This window comes from Leptolyngbya sp. CCNP1308 (genome assembly GCF_034932455.1).
Taxonomy (GTDB): domain Bacteria; phylum Cyanobacteriota; class Cyanobacteriia; order Phormidesmidales; family Phormidesmidaceae; genus Nodosilinea.
On record NZ_JAYGIH010000074.1, the window covers coordinates 296,116 to 317,687 of the forward strand.

The following is a 21,572-nucleotide window of genomic DNA, read 5'->3' on the forward strand; positions in this document are numbered from 1 at the left end:
ACATAGCAGGCCGTTCCTAGGTCTACCTTACTGCCCTGGGGTGGGTCTGCGGCGCTTTTGCCTGCGTCGGCAGGGGCAATTATGGACACAGTGAGGTTGGTCATTCGGTTCCTAAAGAGCAGCGGTACTGGCACTAAGTCCGTAAAGTTCGATTAAGGATTCCGTAAATATCCCTAGAGGAGTGATTTCAGAGGTGGGGTTGCCCGGCTAGCCTGGGTAAATACTTGTTGGTGCGATCGCACCAGCAGACTCCTCCTGCTTCCAACCGATAATCAAGCATCAGGATCCTGTCGCCCCATTTCCCCACGTTATGACCCATTGGCCTGCTATCGTCGCTCCATGCCTGGGTTTGGCCCTGGCGCTGGCTAGCCCCGGTCTGCCTGCGATCGCAGACCCTCTGCCCGCCGGGCTGGTAGAACTCAACCAGGGCAACTCGACCTACCGAACCGATCTGCTGCGCTTCAGCGACGACCAGTCATGGCTCATTGACGGCGTTGAAACGCTGTTTACAGATCTCTACTTTCTCAACCTCAGCAGCCTTGCCGCCCCAAAGGAGCTGCGGCTCGAAGACTTACAGCCAGTGGCCTTTAGCCAGCCCAGCGCCGATCGCCTCAGCGCTAGTTTTTTTGGGGCTAACCTGGTCTTTTCCCTCGATTCTGTGCTGTTGGGGGGTGCCCCCAATAGCTACCGCGCTGCTCGCCACGAAACCGTGACCCTGACCAATACGGGCAGCGACTGGCTCGATGTCAGCCTGTTTAAGTACATCGACTACGATCTTCAGTTTGACGGCGCGCTCACCAATAACACCGCCTTTTTTGCGGGCAACACCCTCACCCAAACCGACCCCAGCGGTGCCCAGGCTACCCTCTCCGTCGACCAGACGCCGACGGCGGTGCAGATTAGTCCCTACGGGCCGCTACTGGCTCAGCTCTACAACGTCCCGGCTACGGGGTTGCAAAATACTCCCGGCCCCCTAGTCGATGCCGACACCACCGCCGCCGTTCAGTTTGATCGCTCTCTGGCCCCCGGCGAATCGGTAGTGTTTAAGTTTGTGATGGAAGTGCAGCGCCAAGCTACGGCAAAGGCCGTCCCTGAACCAGGAACGACCTTTGCTGTTGGTATTGTGGCGGCGGGGCTGGCGCTACTGCGCCGCCGAAGCTAGCTGACTAGAGGTCAAACTAGCATTTGTTCAGATTGAGACCGGCTTCTTTGGCCATGGCATCTAGACCTTTGGTTTGAAGGGTCTTAATGGCTTTAGTCGAGAGACGCAGCTTTACCCAGCGCTTGCCCTGGGGCCACCAGACACGCTTTTCTTGCAGATTGGCCTCTTGCATGCGCTTGGTGCGGCGGTGGGAGTGAGAGATCGAGAAGGCGTTGTTAGCCTTCTTTCCGGTGAGTTGACAATGACGAGCCATAGATATTCTCCGACGGTAATCAAACGGCACAATAGCGCAGCTTCTAATAATAGCAGAATTGACCGCATCCCTAGCAGTTTTTTCGGCCAATTAACGAGATTCTACAGCTGCGACTCCCTTGGAATGGGGGATGTTCTGATAAAGGATCCTAGGGCAGCGGCGAGCCAGTCCAGACCATGCGCTGTATCAGTTACCTTGGCCCAATCCAGCGGATCATCTCTAATAGTCATTGGGGCCCTGCATCCATCCCCTGTCAACGTCAGCCTAGGATGGGCTACCGGAGGAAGGGTGGGGCCGGGCAGTCAAGGGTAATCACCACCGCTCGCAGGAGACTCATCTCGGCGGGGGTAACATCGTTGTCGGCCAGCACCGTATGGGCACAGGCATCGACAATAGCCTGCTTGAGTTTGGGAGCCGCTTGCTCTAGGCGACCCAGACTGGCGTTGATATCGGCGCTATTGACCGGCGGCAGCTGGTTTGGAGAGGTTTGCGTTTTGGCCCCTGGCAGTTGCGAAAGGCCCAGTTTAAAGGCGTAGAGGGCATCCTCTGGGCGGGTGTGGCCAACCCGCGCCAGCAGGGCCAGCACCACCAAGGCGTCGCCCCAGAGATCGTTGATGTCGGTGATGGCCGCCGGTTGGCCTGAACCACTCGACAGCCGTTTGCGCAGAATCAACTGCAGCGGATAGTTTGAAGGCAGCAGGCGGCCCCCTGGCTGGCTCAGGGCCTGGGCCGTTTGAATAAACTTTCGCCCTGCCTCGGGGTCGAGCTGCTGAAGGGCGGGGACTAGCGCCTCTAGCAACAGCAGATCTTGCCCAGGCTTGAGGGCTCGAACCTGATTGTAAAGTTGTCCTACACGCCCTCTGCAATCGGGGCCATAGGTGTTGGACAAATACTCGATCTGCTGAGTTTGGAGGGCGGGCTTGGTGCGCACCAGCAGGGCATACACGACTTCGGTCGCCGCCGTGGGGTCTTGCAGGGCAGCCTTGACCTCGGGGGGCAGATCGCTGAGCAGCGATCGCACCTGTTCTAACCGCCGCCCATCGGTGGTGCCGATGGCGGTTATAAACTGGCTGGGAGCGGTGGAGGCGATCGCCGCGATCCCCTGCTGCACAGCGGTGCTGGTGCCCCCGTGCAGCCCCATCACCAGCGATCCTTCTGAGGAAGAACCAACCGATGCCCCGGCTGATAGGGGAGCGGCTCCCTGGGGAATCGGTACCTGGCCCAGGCGACGCAGCCGCTCGCCCAGGGGCGGATGGGTAGCAAACCAGCCCCCTAGAAACGACAGATTGCTGTTGGCCTCGCCAAACAACAAATGGCTGGCGGTTTCGGCCATGGGGGAAACCATCGTAGACCCCGAGGGAATCTGGCCAATTTTACGCAGCGCCCCGGTCAGACCCTCGGGGTTGCGAGTAAACTGCACCGCCGAGGCATCGGCCAAGAACTCTCGCTCCCGCGATACGGCGCTTTTGATCAGCCGTCCGCACAGCACCCCCAGGTAGCCAATCACGACCATGGCCAAGGCCGCCGCCAGTATGGCCCCGCCGCCCTTGTCATCCTTTGAGCGGCGCAGCGACCCGCTGGGGTAGTAGTTCCAGCGCAGCACCACGCGCCCGGCAATGTAGATTAACAGCAGACCGTGGATTACCCCAATCAGCTTGAGGTTGAGGCCCATATCGCCGTTGAGAATGTGGCTAAACTCGTGGCCGATTACCCCTTGCAGCTCGTCGCGGCTGAGCTGGTCGAGGCAGCCGCGCGTCACCCCAATTACGGCTTTATCAGCGGTAAAGCCTGCCGCGAAAGCATTGATGCCGGGCTCGTCATCCAGCAGATACACGGCGGGAATGGGGGTGCCCGAGGCCAGGGCCATTTCGCTGACCACGTTGATTAAACGCTGTTCGTCGGGGTCGTCGGTGAGGGGGTTCAGCTCTCGCCCGCCCAGCCCTTTGGCTAGGTTGTGGCCCCCCTGGCCGAGCTGGGCCAGCTTAGTCGAGCTGCCCACCACCATAAAGGCCAGGGTGCCGCTGGCCACCCAAAACAAGATGCCGGGTTGCCACAGCGGTGACGGCCCCACAGCTTCGAAGGATAAAATTGCGATCGCCACCCCGTAGAAGGCCGCGATCATCACTGCGATCGATAGCCCAAACAGCAGCAGCAGCTTGGTGGTGTTGCGGCGGGCCTGGTCCTGATGCTCGAAGAAATTCATGGCTAGCTAAACGACACGCGGGGAACTTCTTTGACCTCGGGGGCGCTTTCTTCGAGCAGCTGGGCAGGGTTAAAGTTAAAGCTCCCCGCGATCAGGTTGCCGGGGAACATCTCCCGCTGGGTGTTGTAGAGGGTAACAGCGTCATTAAACGCCTGGCGAGCAAAGGCGATGCGGTTCTCAGTAGAGCGCAGTTCTTCGATTAGCTGGGCCATATTTTGGTTGGCCTTGAGGTCGGGGTAGGCCTCCGATAGCGCAAACAACCGACCCAGGGTGCTGTCGAGCATGCCCTCGGCGGCAGCCAGCTGAGTCATCGCTTGCGGATCGCCGGGAGCCTGGGCCGCCTGACGACTGGCACTCATGGCGCTGTTGCGGGCGCTGATTACCGCCGCCAGAGTTTCTTTCTCGTGGGCCATATAGCCCTTAACGCTTTCCACCAGGTTGGGGATTAGGTCGTAGCGGCGGCGCAGCTGTACATCGATCTGGGCGTAGGCGTTTTGGTAGCGATTGCGCCCGGTCACTAATCGGTTGTAGAGATTGACGAAAAAGACCGCTGCAATCAGCAGTACGGCCACCAGCAGTATCAGTACCCCCATGGGCAAGTCCTCAAAAACGGCATCGTACCGTTAGCTTGCCCAAGCCTTTGAGCCCCATCCCAGGGGTTAAGAAAAGTAGTGTTTCGGCTTCAAGCTATACTTCATCATCAACGACCGCCGCCAGCTGCTGGCCGCCGCTGCACAGCTCCACCATTAGGTGCCCGTTACCATGGCGATTACCCTCAGGAGACTTCTGAAAAAGAGTTTCCCTAATGGTGGGCAGTGCCCACCCTACAGCGGCTATAGTCGCTGGATTGAAGCTGGTATCTTCTTTCCTGGAAATCTCCTCAGGAGGATCTGAAGTGGCAGAGGTTATCTTGTATCACCATGCCCAAGGGTTGACCCCCGGCGTTGTTGCCTTCGCAGATCGGTTGCGTCGTGCCGGGCACCTCGTCCACACACCCGATCTATTTGATGGCCGCACCTTCAACGACCTCGATCGCGGTATGCAATTTGTCAAAGAACTGGGGTTTGGCGAGGTGAGGGAGCGCGGAGAGCGAGCGGCGGATAAATTGCCGTCCGAGTTGATCTACGCCGGATTCTCTCTGGGAGTTCTCCCAGCCCAGAAGCTGGCTCAAACCCGCCATGGAGCTCAGGGTGCACTGCTCTTCTATGCCTGTGTGCCAGTCTCAGAATTTGGCTCGGCATGGCCAAAGCGAGTTCCAGTACAAGTTCACGCGATGGATGCCGATCCGTTCTTCGTTACCGACGGTGACATTGACGCCGCTCGCTCCCTGCTTGGGGAAGCGGAGGAAGCCGAGCTGTTCCTTTACCCTGGTAACCAACATATTTTTGCCGATAGCTCACTGCCCTCCTATGACGAGACGGCATCTGCCCTGCTGATGCAGAGAGTGCTAGATTTTCTGGCTACACGATAACTAGGCACAATGGAGTAACCACTGTGCCAAAATCCCTGGAGGTGCCAGTATGCCGGTTATCACGCCTGACTGTTTCCTCGTGGAGGAAAGCCCTTTTGACGCTGCCCATGAGCCCAATCGTCTGCTCTGGATTAGTGAAGCCGGAGGGCTGACCCAGTTCGGCGCGTTTATTGAAGTCTTGCAACCTGGCGCTTGTTCATCGATCAAGCATTGGCACAGCGCTGAAGATGAACTGGTCTATGTTCTCGAAGGCGAAATCACGCTGATTGAAGGAGAGTCGGAGACTGTCTTGCATCCTGGCGATGCCGCAACGTTTCAAGCAGGCGTGCCGGTGGGTCACTTGCTTGAGAATCGCAGCACCCAGGTAACGCGATGCCTGGTAGTCGACACCCGAGCGGCAGTAGACACAGTTACGTATCCTGACCTTGATCGGGTTTGTTACCGCGACCGATCGCTGCCAGACGACATTTGGACTAACGGCATGGGAGAACCTGCCCAGAGTCCTTACTAGCAATCACTAATGACTGCCGAATTATCAATTAGAGGTCAGAAATGAATGCAAACGATATTACCGGCTTGGCCAAGGCGACGCTGGATGGATCAATGCCGTTTCCTGAGATTGTAGGCAAGCTGATTGCCAATGGCGTCGAGTACTACCATGTGGACTATGCAACTAGCTCATTCACGTTCTACAGCCCCTCAGGGGCAGCCGTTATAGCGCCTATCGAGTTTGAGGCACTTCCCTCAATAGCTGAAGACTTTGATGTGGCTGCACTCAAGGCAGCAATTCTCGACAGTCAACAGCACGGACAAACGTTTCGGGCCTTTTGCGAGCGTGCCATGCAGGCTGGGGTGCAGGGATATATCGCTTATCTTCGAGGCCAGCGAGTCACCTATTTCGGTCGGCAAGGGGATCAGCATACAGAGTGGTTTCCCGGAGCAAAGCCAAGTGACACCTAACAAAATGGAGCAATTCACCGGCGGTTGCCTGTGCGGCAACGTCCGCATTGTGGCCATGGGACGCCCGTACCGGGTTGGCCTTTGTCACTGTCTCGACTGCCGCAAGCACCATGGTGCCCTGTTTTACGCTGCGGCGATATTTCCTCAGGATGCGGTAACCATCGCTGGCGAAACCCGCGACTACGAGGGGCGGTTTTTCTGCCCCCGCTGCGGCTCGTCGATTTTTGCCCGCACCGCAGACGAAATTGAAGTAAATCTAGGCTCCCTAGATGCCCCTGACCAACTGATGCCCACCTACGAAAACTGGATCATCCGTCGCGAGGCTTGGCTGCCGCCGTTTCCGCTCACGCGACGCTACGATCGCGATCGCGACGCCACAAGCCGCTTTGAGGAGTAGGTCGCACGATTAAGACTAACTCGCTGGGCAATAGCGGGTTATCCCTGAGGTTGGAGCTGCGGCGCGGCACTCTCTGGGATGCGATCGCCCTGGTCATTCAGCGGGCGAGCCCGCTGGGTTTTAATCATATTCAAATTAATCGTCAGCAAAAAGCTGGTCAGGCTGGCGATCACAATTACTGGCACCATGGCCGTATCCGACAGCACGCTGAGAATGACCGTGGTGCTGATCGGGGTTTTGGTGATGGCCACATTCACCGCCGCCATCATGCAGACCATGCCAATGGTGGGGTGCACCTGGGGAAAGCCGAGGGCGATCGCCAGCCCCACCGCCGCCCCAATATAAAACAGCGGAAAGATAAACCCGCCGCGAAACCCCGAGTGCAGCGTGCAGCTAATCGCCAGCATTTTCGCCAGACCAATCAGCAGCAGCATAGTAATGCCAAAGGTCGAGCCGGTTTCGATAATCGTCTCAATTTCGCGCTCGCCAAAGAACAGAGTTTGGGGAAACACCAGAGCAATTAGCCCAATGGAAAGCCCCCCCAGGGTAGCCAATAAAATAGTGCGGTGCTCCAGCGGGCGAGTCAGCAATCCTACGGCACGAAATATCAGCACAAACAGCGCTGCCACCGCCGCTCCGATCGCCCCCAGCACCGCCCCTTCGGCCAAATTCATCAGCGTTAGCGGCGGGATCGACGTGAAGTGGTACATGCCGCCGATGGAAAGCCCCGTGGTGAGGCGAAACACCACAAAGCTCAGAATCGCCGCCAGGGTAGCCGGAATCAGCGCCTCGTAGTACTCCAACCCCCGCCGATGGGGAATTTCTAGAGCAAACAGCGCCCCGCCCAGGGGCGCACCAAAGAAGGCCCCGAGCGCTGCCGCCATACCGCAGAAGGTAAAAATCCGCGTGGTGCGTAGGGTGAGGCCCAGCTTTTGGGCCATCCAGCCGCCGACGCTGCCGTTGACCTGCACCAACGGGGCCTCTGGCCCCGCACTGCCCCCCGCCACAATCGAAAACAGCGACGCCACCACCATGGCCGGGCTCTGCTTAATGTCGATGCGGCCAGGGTCGTGCACCTTCTCAACAACAAAGGAAACCTCACCGGGCAGGCCCATTAGGTAGAGGGTGAGACCCACCAGCAGTCCGCCCACGCTGGCCGCAATCCACACGTAGTTGGTGGCGGGAAAGCTCTCGGTAAAAAAAGGTTCGAGCGTTTCAGGCAGGGTGTGCCAGACCAGGTGCATAAACCCCTCTAGCACCACATAGTAGGTGGTAGCGACGATGCCGCCCACAATACCAATGGCGGCGGCGGCCAGCATGGTCTGGGCGTAGTCGAGTTCACGGGGGGCAATCTCGACGGGGGAAGTAGCGCTTTCAAAATCTACAGATGCCGTCATGGCGTGCCCTCATGAGTATTTGACGGGGTGCAATCACACGTTTGCCAGCGCGATTCCCCTCCGGGGACGCTGCGCGAACACACCAAGACTTAGATGTGCAGGCTGGGTAGGGGCGTAGCATGCTACGCCCCTACGGAGTTCATGGCTACAGGCGATCGCCCTGCTCCACCGGCACACCTGCGGGTATCGATACCCCGTGCTCGGCATGGGAACCGACCACCTCCTTCAGGGTGAAGGCGTTCAAAAAGGCCACAATCAGCGCTACACAGCCCAGCATTTGAAAGAACAGCTTGTCTCCTGCGACACCCTGGGGCAAAAGACTATACACCGTCAGGTAAACCACCGCGCCGACGTTGCCGTAGGCTCCCACATTGCCGGCAATCTGCCCGGTAATGCGGGGCTTGACCAGCGGCACAATGGCATAGGTGGCCCCCTCAGCGGCCATCACAAAGAACGACGCCACCATGGTCATCAGCACTACAAAGAGAATGGGAATGCCCTGGCCAAACATGCTGAACAGCAGGTAGCCCAGGCCCGTGCCCGCGATCGTTACCACCAGCGTCAGCTTACGGCTGCCCAGCTTATCTGACAGCAGGCCGCCCCCAGGCCTGGCCACCAGGTTCATAAAGGCGTACATACCGGCAACGGCCCCAGCAGCGGCGGCGGTGAGCCCAAAGCCGCGCTCAAAGTAGGTGGGCAGCATCGACACCACCGCTAGCTCAGACCCAAAGCAGGCCACGTAGGCCATTTCTAGGTTAAACACCTGGGAAAATTTGTAGCGATCTTCGGGGGCATAGCGCTTGGCCCCGGTCATCAGCGGTCTGTTGGCCTGCCAAATGTTGTAGGACTGAAACAGGTAGAGCCCAACTAAAAGCACCCCAATCACCACGAGGGCTTGACTGCCAATAAAGTCCACCTTGGTCAAGCGCCAGGCAATCAGCCCGAGGACTCCCACCAGGGGAATATTCGTGGCCAGCAAAAACCAGAAGTCGCGCTGACTGGTGACTTCCATACCGGCGCTGCTGGGGGGGCGCTGGTAGACCTTGCCCGGCGGCGTATCGGTGACATTGAAGTAGTAAACAACGCCGTAGCAGGCGGCGGCAATGCCGGTCAGGGCGATCGCCAGTCGCCAGTTCACCTGGCCCGCCGTCAAAAAGCCGAGAGCTACCGCAATCGAGGGGAGCGTAAACGCTGCCCCCGCCGAGCCAAAGTTGCCCCAGCCGCCATAAATACCTTCGGCCAGGCCAATTTCATTATCTTCAAACCACTCGGCCACCATGCGAATGCCGATCACAAAGCCGCAGCCGACAATGCTCAGCGCCAGGCGCGAGTAGACCATCTGCTCAAAGTTTTGGGCCAGAGCAAAGGCCATACAGGGAAACGCCGCATAGATCAGCAGGCAGGAATAGGTAATGCGCGGCCCGAAGCGATCGAGCACCATGCCAACAATAATGCGGGCGGGCACCGTTAGCGCCACGTTGCAAATGGCGATGGTGCGCATTTGTGGATCGCTCAACCCCAGGTCAGCTTTGATGGCCGAGGCCAAGGGGGCAAAGTTAAACCAGACCACAAACGTTAGAAAGAAGGCAAACCACGTCATGTGCAGGATTTTATACCTGCCGCTAAACGACCATAATCCAGCCATGATGACTCAACTCCAAAAATTAGATAATCACTTCGGAAGCCTGATTTGGCCGCAGTAAAACCTGCAATGAGCTGGCGCGATCGCAGGCCTACATCCCCTTGCAAACAGACTACCTATGAATGAAAAATCAGAACATTTTCATCCGCGTTGGAAAACTTAAACGCAGGCAAGCCTAAAACCAGCAAGCTGAAATCACTGATAAAACGGGTTGCCTACAAATAAATCTTTTTCATAAACAAAGACTAATGGCGAACCCAAAGGTGCTCTGTGTAAGTGTTTACAAAACACTCGCTCCGATGGCTTTTCTGCGCTGCCGCGATGCGCTTACTGCAATACGGCCCACCAGGGGGCAAACCGATAGATTTCAAATATTTCTGTATCTTTAGCTACAAAATGATAGACTAAGAAGAGATTATTTCCTGGGCTAACCGATGAGATTTCAAGATCCTGGAGTGGCGATCGCCCTTCACCGCCTAGAGGTCGTCGCCACGACTGCCGCTGTTTTTGCCGCCGCCACCTTTGTCGGTGCCGCGTCTACCCTGGTTGCGATCGAGCGGGCCGAAACCTCAGCCCAAGCGCCCGTCATACCCAGCGAAGCCATGCTCTGGCAGGGGTTGGGCCAAAAAGATTAGCCAATAAAAGCCGCTTAATTTCTTTCTCAGGCAGTACTAATAGTATTTTAGGCTACATTTATTTGGCTCTCAGCCTGGGTCTGCACCATAGAAACCGTAGACCACAAGCCAGCAAAGCCTAGCCGCTTTGCTAAAGGAGAACCCTAATGAAACGCTATTTACTATCTGGTTTGACGATTGTACTGTCCACTCTAGCCATGGTTTCTGCGGCCAGTGCCGGGCAGACTCACCTCAATGACCTCGCCGCCGACCACAATGGCGATGGCGTCGTCACCATTGGCGAACTGATCAACTACAACCGCGACCAGCGGGGCAATTAGCGATCGTCTTTAATCGCTAACTTGCCCCGCTCGCCAAACAGTCCAGGTCTTAGGATCTGGGCTGTTTCTGTCGATCTTCTCCAGAACCAGCAATTCCCTAGCTTTTGGCCTGTATCTACAGGGTCTCTGGCTCTCGGGGGGCTAGACTCCGAGCGAAAGCTGCACATAATTGGGTTCGCCGATCGGTTCTAGATTTGAGAGAGTCAGCCCCAGCAAGCGCACGGGCCGATCGCGATCCAGGTGAGCCAAGAGCATCTCTTCCGCCCAGGGCAAAATCGGCGACTCGGGGCCGATCGCCGCTACAAATGTACGGCTGCGGGTGATCTGCCGATAGTTAGCGTACTTGATCTTGAGGGTCAGGGTGTGGCCCCGGCGGGGCTGCTCTTGCAGGCGAGTAATGACCTCGTTGGCAACCCGATCTAGGGCGGTCAGCATATCCACCAGCTGGGTCAGGTCGGGCGAGAACGATCGCTCGGCCCCGATCGACTTGCGAATGCGGTTGGGGTTGACGGGGCGATCGTCTTGGCCCTGGGCGACGCGGTAGTAGAAGTGACCCACCTTGCCAAAGTGCTGCACCAGGTCAGCCTCGGCCCAGTCGCGCAGGTCGGCCCCAGTGGCAATGCCCAGGGCGTGCATTTTGCGGGCGGTCACATAGCCAATGCCGTGAAATTTCTCGATGGGCAGGGCGGCGACAAAGGCCTCGGCCTGGTCGGGCAAAATCAGCGTCAGACCGTCGGGTTTGTTCTGCCCACTGGCCATTTTGGCCAGAAACTTGTTGACCGATACGCCAGCAGACGCCGTGAGCTGGGTAGCGGCCTGAATATCGGCCTTGATAGCGCGGGCCAGTACCAGGGCAGAGGGTTCCTCCAGGGCGTTGGTGGTGACATCCAGATAGGCCTCGTCGAGGGACAGCGGCTCGACCAGGTCGGTGTAGCGGTGAAAGATTTCTCGAATTTGCCCCGACACTTCTTTATAGACCTCGAAGCGGGGGCGGGCAAAGATCAGCTCGGGGCAGCGCTGCTGGGCAATGCGGGCGGGCATGGCCGAGTGAATGCCGTACCGGCGGGCCTCGTAGCTGGCGGCGGCCACGGCCCCCCGCTGCTCAGGCCGTCCGCCCACTACCAGGGGCTTGCCCCGGTACTGGGGAAAGTCGCGCTGCTCCACGGAGGCGTAGAAGGCATCCATGTCGATGTGGAGGATTTTTTTGATGGAACCGCCTTTCATGGAACAGCCTGGGCGCAGTAGGAGACATGGCGGTTATACCCCACCGGGTCTGGGGGCTTTCCCAACCTGTCGAACAGCGGCTTTACCGCGATGATTTAAGTATAGAAAACAGGGAGTTAGAGCTATGGTCGCCGGGCAGTCATCTCACCAATCGCCGTTTCAGCAGTCGATGTGGAATTTGGGTGCGGCCCAGGCCCAGATGGATGCGATCGCCGCTGCCCTCATGCCCCTGGGCCTAGCCCCCTCAGGCCGGGTGCAGGTGCCCTCGGTCGAAATTGAAGACACCGCCGAGGCCCTGGTGGTCACGGCCTTTTTGCCTGGGGTCGAACCCCAGGCTGTGCAGGTGCGGGCCACCAAAAAGTCGCTTACCTTTTCGGGTCAGCGGCAGTCGGGCTATCGCAGCCCGCTGATTCAGAGCTTGGGCATTAACTATTTTCAGCAGACGGTGCCGCTGCCCGCAACGGTGATCGATCGCCAGATGCAGGTTGCCTATAGAGCAGGGGCGATCGTGGTGACGCTGCCCAAGACCAAGGGCTGGGGCCAGCGCCTGATGCAGGGCTGGCAGCACACCCGAGTGCGCCTGGGGCAGGCACTCAAAGCCTGGGGCCAGCGCCTATTAGAAGATCGGTAACAGAATCTAAAGCCTGGGTAAGAAAAAGTGTCGGTGGCCACCATTTGATCGACACTAGATCTACGACAAGACCAAGGATCGTTTCCATTTATGACCGACTTCGACGATTTTCTCCGCCACAAGTACGCCTACGTGGCCATTGGTGAATTTAAACCCGGCTGTTTTAGCGAAGCCCGCCAGCTCTACGAAAAGGCGGTTTCAACCTACACCAAAGGGTTTCAAGGAGCTTACCTGCTCCAAGAACCCGGCAGCGATCGCGGCATCGCCATCATTCTCTGGGACAGCATTGAGGATATGGACGACCACCAGAGCGATCTCTATCAGCAAACCCTGGGCAAAATTGCCCACCTGTTTGAGACGCCGCCGGTCACCTCCTTCTATGAAGTGTGCAGCGAAATTGGCCTGCCCCAACTTTTGGCCGCCGCCGGTGCTGCGGCCAAGTAGATTAAATTTCACTACTCCTTTGGACGCCGCTGGCTCCCAGCGATAGGGCGTGGAGGAGGGAGGGGCGATCGCACACTCCCCCCGCCGCAATCACCGGAATGGGCTGCTCAAAATTTTCCGCCAGGTAGCTCACCAGCGCTGGAATCACGGTTTCTGGGGCGATCGCCGGATCGCCCAATTCCTCAGCTTTGGCCCCCAGATGGCCCCCCGCCGCTTGAGGATTTTCGACCACAAAGGCGTCAGGCAGACGGTTGTATTGACGCTGCCATTTTTTACAGATCACCTGAGCCGCGCGCACGCTGGAGATGATCGGCACCAGGGCCACCTCAGGATGATGGGCGGTGAGGGCAGGCAGGGTCAAGGGCAACCCTGCGCCAGAAAAAATCAGGTTGACGCCGTTCTCTATAGCGGTCTGCACCAGGGTTTCATAGTCTCGCGCCGCCACCATGATGTTGACCCCGAGAATGCCCTCTGGACTCAGGGCACGGGCCTTTTGTAGCTCGTCAATCAGCGCCAGGCGGTTGGCCTTAAAGAACTGCGTTTGGCGGGTTTTAGGATTCTTCTCTTCCATATCAAAGTAGGAAGAATTCATCCCCAGGCCGACGGCAGAGATGACACCGATGCCGCCAGCATTGGCGATCGCCGCCGCCAAACCAGCGCCAGAAACGCGAATACCCATGCCGCCTTGAACGATGGGATAGGGCGCTGCATGGATACCAATCGCTAGGGGGAGTAAAGACGTCATCAGAGCGCAACCTCATAGACTGAATGTTAAAGACAACTGCTGGAGCTCACTGAACCTCTTGTGGGGGGTGAGCACATACCGAGGCAAAAGCTTTAATGACTATAAAGTGATTAATGGATGAAATACAAGCAGCTGGTCGGTCTTTTGAAGCTATTGCAGACGTCCATTCGGGTAGGACGGGTTTGACGTAGGAATGTCGCCTTGGGGGCAACTTTACAGTGCGTGACACCGTGCAATGTGCTCTTAGGAGATTTCCAGGAAAGAAGATACCAGCTTCAATCCAGCGACTATAGCCGCTGTAGGGTGGGCACTGCCCACCATTAGGGAAACTCTTTTTCAGAAGTCTCCTTAACAGAGGATTCCGCTTATCAAAATGTCCTAACTAAATCAACTGCTGCAATCTGCCGATCCTGTGCCGACTTCGAGTTCTGCTCCTCAGCTTGATTGAATCCAGGACAGCGGCATAGCCTATGGTGCTTGCCTGAACGCATCGAGAGGCTTAACTAGCAGCGATGTCCAGCTCTCTCAAAGGCTGAACGCGTTGTGTAGAGCTGTTTAATCCGTTTAGGGCTGGCTGTCTAGATAGCGTTATGCCAAATTTTTCTCTGACCCTAAATTGCGGGCTGGGTCAGTAAATTTACGGGGCCAGGGTGAAGTTTTTAGAGTCAACTTATTCACCCTAAGGAACTTCCTTTATGCGTCAATTGATTTTGGGCCAGCTCAAGTGCAACGAAACCGAAGACTGGGGTGCCGACGAGTGCCGCCTCGAAGTTATCGTTGACGGCACGCTACAGCCCCACCTCAAACGCAGCCTCAACGATGGCCACACCTGGGCTCTCAACCAGACCTACACCTTTAACAATGGTGTAGAAATCAAGCTCTGGGACGAAGATTCTCCCGACGCCGACGATTTTTTGGGCTCTGCGCGCATCACCACTGGGTTAACCTCGGGCGCTACCGCCACGTTTACCCGCGATGGGGCCAACTACCAATTGCGCTACCAGGTCGTCGATATACCCGATGTCGACCCGGTTGCCAGTGCGATCGCCGCCTTTGAGCAATCCACCCAGCCGGGGGTATGGCCCCAGATTAGCAAAGCCGAGCTAATTCAAGACCTTCGCGCTACGGTGGCCAACCCGCTCAACATCAACCAAAACTACACCCCCTTCTGCGGCCCCACCGCCATTGTGTTTGAGCTGGTGTCTAAACAGCCCGTCCGCTATGTTGACTTCTGCCGCTCTCTCTACGAAACCGGCCAGTTCCGTGGCCGCACTAAAACCGTGCGCCCCTCCGATGGTCTGCGCCAGAGCAAAATTCGCTCCGGCATGTCCGCCGCCGACTGGATGCTGATTGCCACCCTGCGCGATGCCGAGAACCTGATCTTTCCGGTGACGGGAGACTCTGGCAGCCTCGAAAACAACGTCGCTGGCATCACCACCCCCTGGGAAATGAAGGGCTGGATTTCCGAAATTTTGGGCTACAGCCAAGTCGATTTTGAATCCACCTTTGTCTACGGCGAATTTGACGCCATGAAAAGCGCAGACGCCGCCCACCGCCAGGGGGGTGTGGCCTTTGTCCTCATCGACGCCGCCATGCTCGGCGGCAGTGCACCCACCGTGGCCTACCCCAACCACTGGATCGCCTACCAAGGCGATCTCAGCATTGACAACGGCGTTTGGTATAAGCACGACAGCGGCCACATTCGCTTTAAGTGCTACAGCTGGGGGAGGTTTATCTCCGTAGACCTGGGCGAAGGCTCCTTTGAAGACTACATGTGGGGCGTCGTGACGGGGCGTTAAGGGCAAAAGGGTAGGGGGTGGATAGAAGGGGGTAATACCAAATCCCGAATGAATACCCCTGATTTGTAGGGGCGTAGCATGTTACGCCCCTACGCTACGGTCTTGATACAGCTGTGGAAATGGTGCATTGCTTCGCGTTGGCGTTAGCCTCGCCCGAGCGATATGCACCCTACGTTCGCCTACTCTGTCGCCACCAGGGCGACCATGCCGTGGTGGGGGTGCGGCTCAGTGCTGCCGGGCCGATCTTGTCGGGTAATCAGGTCAAACACGTGATCGCCCACCGCCGATCGCACATCCGGCTCCAGCTCATGGAACACATCGCGATTCAGCGCAAAGGCCAGGTTCGCCTCATCCACTAGCTGCTGAATTAGCGCCTCATCCACCGGCAGAGCGTTCAGCGCTTCGCGGTACTTGAGTTTAAAGTCGCGCTTCGCCTCGATCGTGGGCAGGTCATCAAACTCGTGGAGCGCGGTACCTTTATCCGGCGGCAGATTCAGAGCCGATCGCACGATGTGCCGCAGCCCCTGCCCCCCCGAGAGATCGCCCATATAGCGCACGTAGGCGTGGGCCACCAGCAAGGCCGGATTGGTGGCCGAAACTTCAAGGATGCGATTGACATAGCGCTGGCCCGCTGGGGTAGCGCTGATTTCGTGCTGCCAGCGATCGCCGTAGTAGTAGGCCAAGTCGCCCTCTAGTGGCCGGGTGCGCAGCAGTTCGGCAAACACCATCGGCCCCACCACGGGATGGGTTTGATGGCTAGCCATCTCAGCTTCTAGGGTGCTGTAGAGAAAATAGAGGTCGGCGGTGAGCTTGCGAAAGGGCTCTAGCTCGACCACACCCTTCAAAAAGCACTTCATAAACGCCGTGTTTTCAGACAGGGTATGGGAGATTTGGGTACCTTCGCGCAGCCGTTGAGCTAGGTCAGTCATAGGAATTTACCTGGGTGAGCGGTTAAAAATCTTTTCATCACTATACAGCTATGAAGCGGATAGTCAACTTTTCTGCTTTAAGTTTTGTGTCTTTCGAGTGTCGCCTACTTCTCCCTTTCAGCAAGAGCTCTGACTCTATAGCCTCTTGGGATATAGAACGTCAATTCTGAGCTTGGGCCTGTCCTAATCTGCTGTCAATCGCCCATTGACAATCAATCACTAGCTAGTGATAAAGTGTCTTTCAATCCTTTAGACCCGTAAATTCCCATGGTGACTGCCCTCCCCAAGTCCGCACCCCAGCCCGGTGACAACTCGGTCAAAGCCGCTATTGAAGAAAACCTGCTATCGCCCCGGTTCTACACCACCGACTTTGACAAAGCCGCCACGATGGATCTGTCGCTACAGGCAGAAGAACTCCAGACTATGCTGGAGGAGATGCGGGCCGACTACAACCGACACCATTTCAGCCGCGACGATTCCTTCAAGCAAGGGTGGGATCAGATACAAGGGGAAGAGCGGCAGGCGTTTATCGACTACCTGGAGCGATCGTGCGTCTCAGAATTTTCGGGCTTTTTGCTGTTCAAGGAACTGTCGCGGCGCATCAAAGATCGCAGCCCGGTGCTGGGTGAAATCTTCAGCCTCATGGCCCGCGATGAGGCCCGCCACGCCGGGTTTCTCAACAAGTGTATGCAGGACTTCCACATTTCCCTCGACCTGGCCAAGCTGACCAAAACCCGCGAATACACCTTTTTCCCGGTGGAGTGGATTGTCTACGCCGTCTACCTGTCTGAGAAAATTGGCTACTGGCGCTATATTCTCATCTACCGCCACCTAGAGCAGCATCCCGAGAACAGCTTCTACCCGCTGTTCAACTACTTCGAGAGCTGGTGTCAGGATGAAAACCGCCATGGGGATATCTTTAAGGCGTTGGTGCGATCGCAGCCTGCCATGTGGCAAACCTGGCAGGGCCGCCTCTGGAGCCGCTTCTTCTTGCTCTCGGTCTTTGCCACCCACAGCCTGACGGTGCACGAACGGGCCAAATTCTACGAAATGCTGGGTCTAGACGCCACCGAATTCGACAAAGAAGTCGTCCGCAAGACCAACGACACCGCCGCCCGCGCCTTCCCCGTCTATCTCAATGTCGAACACCCCGAATTTTTTCCGCGTCTGGAACGGGCCGCCGCTCGCAACCTAAAAATTAAGCAGCTGGCAGAAAGCGCTGCTCCTCAATGGCTCAAGCAGATCCGCAAACTGCCCCTGGTGATTGGAATTGTGGACGACCTGCTGCGACTTTATCTAATTAAGCCACTAAATGCAGAAGCCTTGCGCGGTACGATTCGATGATCGAGCAACGCCGCAGGTTGGCTGGGGCGATTCGCGAAGCCTATAGCCTGCAGCATCCCAGAAATGGGAGCCGACTCGGAACGGGTATCCGTGCCGGAATCGCAAAACCCACAAAACCTATTGCCATGAAGGCACACTTCGCCCTGCCCAGCCCCTAAGATCCCTGATTCTCTGATTTAAAGAGGCTAGCCATCAGGGCTAGTTCTGCGGTTTTCTAGAACCCTAGCAGGCACCCCTACCGCTACCGAGTAGGGCGGAATATCTTTTGTTACCACAGCCCCAGCGCCAATGGCACTGCCGTAACCAATCGTCACCCCATCTAAGATTTTGGCCCCGGTACCAATCCAGCATTTGTCTTCAATCGTAATGCCTTTTGTCCTAGAGCCCACATGGCGATGTTGTTTGGCATAAATACCGGCCATAGAGGCAATCATACATTCACGACCAATGGTAATGTTGCCAGGCCCAGACACACAGGTAAAGGGGCCTATATAAGTTCTCTCACCAATATCAATGGTGCAGTTATTTCCTAGACGAATGCTAACATTTCGGTCTAGGGAAACATCTTTACCCAACTTCAGTAGGCTATTCTCAAAATCGCAGTTCAAAATAGAATATCTGAGGATACGGATATTATCGCCAGCAATAACATGGTCGGCACCAAGAATTTCAACCCATGCCTGAATATAAGGGTCTTTTCCCCAGGTCTTAGATAGAAGAGGGTAAAGAAGCTTTCTTGCTACTGTTCCCAAAGGGCGAGGAATTGGCTCAAGCAGGGAAAATATGAGTTTCCTGAGCACATGTTTTTTTGAATTATTGGAGCTGACGATCTCTGTGTTCTGAGGCTTAATATCTTCAGATCTAGGCCCTTCGCTGATTTCAATTTTCATTGCAGGAACTCCGTTCTCTTTGCAAACTTAGTAAGTCTTGTACGCATCAACAAATGAGCTGTGATTCATTGTGACAAAAAACAACTTTGCGAAGCTTTGACGGCAAGGCTTTTAGCAATCGGCTTCTTAACGCAATGAGTTCTCATCCTTTATCTGGGCTAGTAGAACACTGTTCTTTACGGGTTTTAATTACTCTAGCGGGTACCCCCACTGCTATCGAGTATGGGGGAATATCACGGCTAACAACGGCCCCAGCTCCAATCACACTCCCTGTGCCAATGGTTACTCCGTCAAGCACTTTAACTCCCGTACCTAGCCAGCAGTCATCTTCAATCGTTATGCCTAACGTAGTTAATGGCTGAGAATGCATAGGTCTTGTTAAATCATCGAACCCGTGATTATTGGCATATATGCAGCAGTGCGATGCAATCATGCAGTTGCTGCCAATATTGATTGCTCCAGGCCCTGCTAAACAGCAGTAAGGCCCCAACCCCGAGTTTTCTCCAATTACAACGCCGCTTGATTGACCCTGATGTCCACAATCTCTAATGCTCACTCCGAGATCGATAGACGCATTGGCCCGAATCTGAATGAGATTGCCCATGCTATGAATCTCAGCGTATTGATTGATCCAAGCACCTTTTTCAATAGAAATACGGCTTGTGCCGCTGAATCGAACTCTCGATCCGATTGTTACAGAACTATCTAATTGCTTAAATAAAGGCCGAAACCCTATGACTCTTATCACCTTTCCAGCTTTTGTTGGAAAGGCACTCAAGCTTCCCGTTATGACCGACTCAAGCCCTCGTCTTAAATAACTCATGCTTCAAGTTCTCTATAAATTGACTCGTCATGATTGCGCTGATGTATTCTGCGGATGCTCATTTTCAGTCCTCCTGTCTTACTCAGTTTTCCTGTTAATGTATGCGTTAACCTAGTTGAGGAACATTCTTCTCAGTTTTAGTCGATAGAGACTTGCAAATCAAAGGCTTTGAAAAATGTTAAATTCCGAGACTCCTCTACCATGGAAGGTTATTCGGGTCTTCTTAAGTTTTAGATTTCAAGAGACAGATGTAGCCTAATAAGGGGGTTTAACCTTTCAAATTCATCTATCAAAATAGGCTTACTCGTAATTCTTTGCTCCCAGAAAATCTAGGTATACATATCTGAGCAATGCCAGTACTTCGCGGCGTAAATTTGTTCACCATTGCGCCAGCCATTGGCTTGCCGCAGGCATGATTTCCGCATCAAAGTACTAGTCCTCAACGGCATAAATTTGGCCTGTCAGAGTCAGCTCAGGCAAGGAATTTAAGCCCCTGGTTCATTGACATGCAGATTTTGGACGTACAGCACGAGAATGTTCATTCCTGTGCTAACCGCATCCCAAAGAGCAGACAATCTGCTACCGCAAGTCAATTTGGCTGTTAAAAATAGAGGCGACTACAGCACTGATAAATTTAGCCAGTGGCAAAACTAACATCAGCCAGGCAAAAAGCTGATATTGCTTGGCTTAGCTAACGTCAATTACTGGAGAGAAACTGAACGGAACATTCTGAAATGCTGGGAATGTTGCGCTTAATCAATCAGTGCGATCGCATTACTTCTGAAAAATTACTTGTTTAGGGGGGAGTCAAGCCGCCTGGGATTCTCACCGCCATGACCGGCAGGCAAACTCGGCTTAAGCGGGCCAAGCGCAACCCCTTCAGCAAAGGCTGATAGATATCGGTGTAGAAGTATGACTTGTTAAGAATTGGCATGAACATACATCAACTTCATACAAGCTTTGCGTAATTGTTAAGCTCTCAATTACGCGCAAGACAGAGGGTTTGGGTTAAGTCTACTGCCAAAATCTTTCGGCGACAACCCATGTCAATTAGTCCTGTATTAATTCATCCGGGAGAATGGTTCCAGTTAGATCAGCGTGGGTCAAGGTTGCCCCCATTAGGTCAGCTCCCTGTAGATTGGCCCCGCGCAAAATTGCGCCAGTTAGGTCGGCGTAGCTCAGATCCGCCCCTTGCAGGTTGGCCTCACTGAGGTCAGTCTTGGGGGCATCGGGCCGAAAGCTTTGCCCCAGATGAGCACGACAGAGTTTGACCCCGCTCAAATTGGCCTGGGCCAACTGAGCTCCACTGAGGTGGGCGTAGCTCAGATTAGCCCCCTGCAAGCTGGCTCCAATTAAATTAGTTTGCTGGTCAGAGGTGGGGCGTAGGTCGGCGTCAATAAGCAGCGCCTGAGATAGATCGGCGTGTTGAAAATTGACGCCGCAGAGAATGGCTTTGATTAAGTTAGCGCCCCTCAGGTTGGCGTTGACAAACACGGCCCCGCTGAGGTCGGCATCGCGCAGTTGAGCCTGGGCACATTGAGCCTTGGTAAAGTCGGCTCCCCACAGCAGGGCTTCGCTGAGGTCGGCCTGAATAAAGCTGCTGTGGGTAAAGTGGGTGCGGCCCAAGCGAGCCTGGCGTAGGTCACTGTGGCTAAAGTCGGCCCCGCTGAGATTGGCTTGTAGTAGCTCAATGTCTACGAGCCTAAGGCCCGAGAAGGTGCGATCGCCCCTGCGGTAACGCTCTACAATCTCAACTGCATCCATAGATCACTCGCAGCGCAAACACCCCAGCAGTGTACAGTACACCGTCCACTTGAAGCCCTGTGCTTAAGGCTTTGTGAAGACTCCGAAGATATACCTAAAAAGCGATGAACTTCACGGCTTAGCGCCGACGGTGCTCGGTAACCTATGCCACCATCAGAACTATCCCAGGGAAGAAAAAGCGGGAGAGGCACTCTGCTCCTTCGCGCCGATATAAAGGCAACCTCTAGTCTGAAAAGTCGTCACTCAAATTCTGTTATCGAGATCTGGTATCGAGATCAGCAGGTTTCCACCTAAAACCTGTCCAGGGTTTCACTGCGACCAGCCCAGTGGGTCGAGTTCGCCCCTAAGCGGATATTTTTTTAGATGGAATCTTCCAGGGCCACGGTTACTCCATGGCCGATCTGACCTGACAGCGGGAATTCTCTGAGTTCACCGGGCGGTAACTCACGCCCTAGGCCACAGCTCTTGCGCCAGAGATAGCCAAGACGGGCGCGCCATCCACTTCCCCTAGCTGTTACGACGGGGCAAAGGGATGGAGC

The 21,572-nt window shown here is 55.7% G+C and carries 22 protein-coding genes; 11 read left to right on the forward strand and 11 right to left on the reverse strand.

The features are described 5' to 3' along the window. Positions 1–310 precede the first annotated feature (310 nt). Positions 311–1,162 (forward strand): PEP-CTERM sorting domain-containing protein, encoded by an 852-nt coding sequence (locus VB780_RS19930; protein WP_323352926.1) that lies wholly within the window; start codon positions 311–313, stop codon positions 1,160–1,162. A 16-nt stretch (positions 1,163–1,178) separates the two neighbouring features. On the opposite strand, the gene rpmB is transcribed toward VB780_RS19930, so the two are convergent. From rpmB to VB780_RS19945, 3 genes are all read right to left on the reverse strand, one after another. Then, positions 1,179–1,415 (reverse strand): 50S ribosomal protein L28, encoded by a 237-nt coding sequence (rpmB, locus tag VB780_RS19935; protein WP_323352927.1) that lies wholly within the window; start codon positions 1,413–1,415, stop codon positions 1,179–1,181. A 274-nt stretch (positions 1,416–1,689) separates the two neighbouring features. Then, positions 1,690–3,618, reverse strand: a complete 1,929-nt coding sequence (locus VB780_RS19940; RefSeq protein ID WP_323352928.1) for a M48 family metallopeptidase — start codon at positions 3,616–3,618, stop codon at positions 1,690–1,692. 2 nt (positions 3,619–3,620) lie between these two features. Then, positions 3,621–4,211 (reverse strand): LemA family protein, encoded by a 591-nt coding sequence (locus tag VB780_RS19945; protein WP_323352929.1) that lies wholly within the window; start codon positions 4,209–4,211, stop codon positions 3,621–3,623. A gap of 302 nt (positions 4,212–4,513) precedes the next feature. On the opposite strand from VB780_RS19945, the gene VB780_RS19950 reads away from it, so the two are divergent. The 4 genes from VB780_RS19950 to VB780_RS19965 are packed head-to-tail and all read left to right on the forward strand — an operon-like array spanning position 4,514 to position 6,446. Then, on the forward strand, positions 4,514–5,089 hold the full coding sequence (locus tag VB780_RS19950) for a dienelactone hydrolase family protein (protein ID WP_323352930.1): 576 nt from the start codon (positions 4,514–4,516) through the stop codon (positions 5,087–5,089). A gap of 49 nt (positions 5,090–5,138) precedes the next feature. After that, positions 5,139–5,600, forward strand: a complete 462-nt coding sequence (locus VB780_RS19955) for a cupin domain-containing protein (RefSeq protein WP_323352931.1) — start codon at positions 5,139–5,141, stop codon at positions 5,598–5,600. Between the two features lie 41 nt (positions 5,601–5,641). Continuing rightward, positions 5,642–6,049 carry a DUF1398 domain-containing protein gene (locus VB780_RS19960; protein WP_323352932.1) on the forward strand — a complete coding sequence of 136 codons (408 nt, stop codon included), beginning with the start codon at positions 5,642–5,644 and terminating at the stop codon, positions 6,047–6,049. Continuing rightward, complete coding sequence (locus tag VB780_RS19965; protein ID WP_323352933.1) at positions 6,039–6,446, forward strand: GFA family protein; 408 nt, start codon at positions 6,039–6,041, stop codon at positions 6,444–6,446. The genes VB780_RS19960 and VB780_RS19965 overlap by 11 nt, the downstream gene beginning before the upstream one ends. 38 nt (positions 6,447–6,484) lie before the next feature. On the opposite strand, the gene VB780_RS19970 is transcribed toward VB780_RS19965, so the two are convergent. Beyond that, positions 6,485–7,843 carry a chloride channel protein gene (locus VB780_RS19970; protein ID WP_323352934.1) on the reverse strand — a complete coding sequence of 453 codons (1,359 nt, stop codon included), beginning with the start codon at positions 7,841–7,843 and terminating at the stop codon, positions 6,485–6,487. Between the two features lie 145 nt (positions 7,844–7,988). Beyond that, positions 7,989–9,488 carry a NarK family nitrate/nitrite MFS transporter gene (locus VB780_RS19975; RefSeq protein WP_323352935.1) on the reverse strand — a complete coding sequence of 500 codons (1,500 nt, stop codon included), beginning with the start codon at positions 9,486–9,488 and terminating at the stop codon, positions 7,989–7,991. Positions 9,489–9,919: 431 nt separating this feature from the next. Between VB780_RS19975 and VB780_RS19980 the strand changes: the two genes are divergently transcribed. Both VB780_RS19980 and VB780_RS19985 read left to right on the forward strand, forming a co-directional pair. Continuing rightward, on the forward strand, positions 9,920–10,120 hold the full coding sequence (locus tag VB780_RS19980; RefSeq protein WP_323352936.1) for a hypothetical protein: 201 nt from the start codon (positions 9,920–9,922) through the stop codon (positions 10,118–10,120). A 146-nt stretch (positions 10,121–10,266) separates the two neighbouring features. Beyond that, positions 10,267–10,440, forward strand: coding sequence for a hypothetical protein (locus VB780_RS19985; RefSeq protein WP_323352937.1), 174 nt, complete (start codon positions 10,267–10,269; stop codon positions 10,438–10,440). 141 nt (positions 10,441–10,581) lie between these two features. Here the strand turns inward: VB780_RS19985 and dinB are convergent, their stop codons facing one another. Beyond that, on the reverse strand, positions 10,582–11,664 hold the full coding sequence (dinB, locus tag VB780_RS19990; protein ID WP_323352938.1) for a DNA polymerase IV: 1,083 nt from the start codon (positions 11,662–11,664) through the stop codon (positions 10,582–10,584). Between the two features lie 124 nt (positions 11,665–11,788). Here dinB and VB780_RS19995 point away from each other — a divergent pair, with 124 nt between their 5' ends. Together VB780_RS19995 and VB780_RS20000 are read left to right on the forward strand one after the other, a co-directional pair. After that, positions 11,789–12,295: an Hsp20/alpha crystallin family protein gene (locus VB780_RS19995; protein ID WP_323352939.1), complete on the forward strand. Its 507-nt coding sequence runs from the start codon at positions 11,789–11,791 to the stop codon at positions 12,293–12,295. 90 nt (positions 12,296–12,385) lie between these two features. Then, entirely contained in the window at positions 12,386–12,739 is a 354-nt protein-coding gene (locus VB780_RS20000) for an antibiotic biosynthesis monooxygenase (protein ID WP_323352940.1), read from the forward strand. 1 nt (position 12,740) lies between these two features. On the opposite strand, the gene VB780_RS20005 is transcribed toward VB780_RS20000, so the two are convergent. After that, a complete protein-coding gene (locus VB780_RS20005) occupies positions 12,741–13,484 on the reverse strand; it encodes an NAD(P)H-dependent flavin oxidoreductase (protein ID WP_323352941.1) in 744 nt (247 codons plus the stop codon). A gap of 695 nt (positions 13,485–14,179) precedes the next feature. Here VB780_RS20005 and VB780_RS20010 point away from each other — a divergent pair. Then, entirely contained in the window at positions 14,180–15,283 is a 1,104-nt protein-coding gene (locus VB780_RS20010) for a hypothetical protein (protein WP_323352942.1), read from the forward strand. Between the two features lie 179 nt (positions 15,284–15,462). Here the strand turns inward: VB780_RS20010 and VB780_RS20015 are convergent, their stop codons facing one another. After that, on the reverse strand, positions 15,463–16,212 hold the full coding sequence (locus VB780_RS20015) for a heme oxygenase (biliverdin-producing) (RefSeq protein WP_323352943.1): 750 nt from the start codon (positions 16,210–16,212) through the stop codon (positions 15,463–15,465). A 267-nt stretch (positions 16,213–16,479) separates the two neighbouring features. On the opposite strand from VB780_RS20015, the gene acsF reads away from it, so the two are divergent. Next, the gene (acsF, locus tag VB780_RS20020; protein WP_323352944.1) at positions 16,480–17,556 is read left to right on the forward strand and encodes a magnesium-protoporphyrin IX monomethyl ester (oxidative) cyclase; all 1,077 of its coding nucleotides are present in this window, start codon (positions 16,480–16,482) and stop codon (positions 17,554–17,556) included. A gap of 185 nt (positions 17,557–17,741) precedes the next feature. On the opposite strand, the gene VB780_RS20025 is transcribed toward acsF, so the two are convergent. From VB780_RS20025 to hetL, 3 genes are all read right to left on the reverse strand, one after another. Then, positions 17,742–18,446: an acyltransferase gene (locus tag VB780_RS20025; RefSeq protein WP_323352945.1), complete on the reverse strand. Its 705-nt coding sequence runs from the start codon at positions 18,444–18,446 to the stop codon at positions 17,742–17,744. A gap of 142 nt (positions 18,447–18,588) precedes the next feature. Continuing rightward, positions 18,589–19,269 (reverse strand): acyltransferase, encoded by a 681-nt coding sequence (locus VB780_RS20030; protein WP_323352946.1) that lies wholly within the window; start codon positions 19,267–19,269, stop codon positions 18,589–18,591. Between the two features lie 1,050 nt (positions 19,270–20,319). Further along, positions 20,320–21,033: a heterocyst differentiation pentapeptide repeat protein HetL gene (gene hetL, locus VB780_RS20035; RefSeq protein WP_323352947.1), complete on the reverse strand. Its 714-nt coding sequence runs from the start codon at positions 21,031–21,033 to the stop codon at positions 20,320–20,322. Between the last annotated feature and the right edge of the window lie 539 nt (positions 21,034–21,572).

Bases quoted from the DNA above. Each gene is read 5' to 3' on its own strand.
- VB780_RS19930 (WP_323352926.1), top strand. From the start codon at position 311: ATGACCCATTGGCCTGCTATCGTCGCTCCATGCCTGGGTTTGGCCCTG.
- rpmB (WP_323352927.1), bottom strand. From the start codon at position 1,415: ATGGCTCGTCATTGTCAACTCACCGGAAAGAAGGCTAACAACGCCTTC.
- VB780_RS19940 (WP_323352928.1), bottom strand. From the start codon at position 3,618: ATGAATTTCTTCGAGCATCAGGACCAGGCCCGCCGCAACACCACCAAG.
- VB780_RS19945 (WP_323352929.1), bottom strand. From the start codon at position 4,211: ATGGGGGTACTGATACTGCTGGTGGCCGTACTGCTGATTGCAGCGGTC.
- VB780_RS19955 (WP_323352931.1), top strand. From the start codon at position 5,139: ATGCCGGTTATCACGCCTGACTGTTTCCTCGTGGAGGAAAGCCCTTTT.
- VB780_RS19960 (WP_323352932.1), top strand. From the start codon at position 5,642: ATGAATGCAAACGATATTACCGGCTTGGCCAAGGCGACGCTGGATGGA.
- VB780_RS19970 (WP_323352934.1), bottom strand. From the start codon at position 7,843: ATGACGGCATCTGTAGATTTTGAAAGCGCTACTTCCCCCGTCGAGATT.
- VB780_RS19975 (WP_323352935.1), bottom strand. From the start codon at position 9,488: ATGGCTGGATTATGGTCGTTTAGCGGCAGGTATAAAATCCTGCACATG.
- VB780_RS19980 (WP_323352936.1), top strand. From the start codon at position 9,920: ATGAGATTTCAAGATCCTGGAGTGGCGATCGCCCTTCACCGCCTAGAG.
- VB780_RS19985 (WP_323352937.1), top strand. From the start codon at position 10,267: ATGAAACGCTATTTACTATCTGGTTTGACGATTGTACTGTCCACTCTA.
- dinB (WP_323352938.1), bottom strand. From the start codon at position 11,664: ATGAAAGGCGGTTCCATCAAAAAAATCCTCCACATCGACATGGATGCC.
- VB780_RS19995 (WP_323352939.1), top strand. From the start codon at position 11,789: ATGGTCGCCGGGCAGTCATCTCACCAATCGCCGTTTCAGCAGTCGATG.
- VB780_RS20000 (WP_323352940.1), top strand. From the start codon at position 12,386: ATGACCGACTTCGACGATTTTCTCCGCCACAAGTACGCCTACGTGGCC.
- VB780_RS20005 (WP_323352941.1), bottom strand. From the start codon at position 13,484: ATGACGTCTTTACTCCCCCTAGCGATTGGTATCCATGCAGCGCCCTAT.
- VB780_RS20010 (WP_323352942.1), top strand. From the start codon at position 14,180: ATGCGTCAATTGATTTTGGGCCAGCTCAAGTGCAACGAAACCGAAGAC.
- VB780_RS20015 (WP_323352943.1), bottom strand. From the start codon at position 16,212: ATGACTGACCTAGCTCAACGGCTGCGCGAAGGTACCCAAATCTCCCAT.
- acsF (WP_323352944.1), top strand. From the start codon at position 16,480: ATGGTGACTGCCCTCCCCAAGTCCGCACCCCAGCCCGGTGACAACTCG.
- VB780_RS20025 (WP_323352945.1), bottom strand. From the start codon at position 18,446: ATGAAAATTGAAATCAGCGAAGGGCCTAGATCTGAAGATATTAAGCCT.
- VB780_RS20030 (WP_323352946.1), bottom strand. From the start codon at position 19,269: ATGAGTTATTTAAGACGAGGGCTTGAGTCGGTCATAACGGGAAGCTTG.
- hetL (WP_323352947.1), bottom strand. From the start codon at position 21,033: ATGGATGCAGTTGAGATTGTAGAGCGTTACCGCAGGGGCGATCGCACC.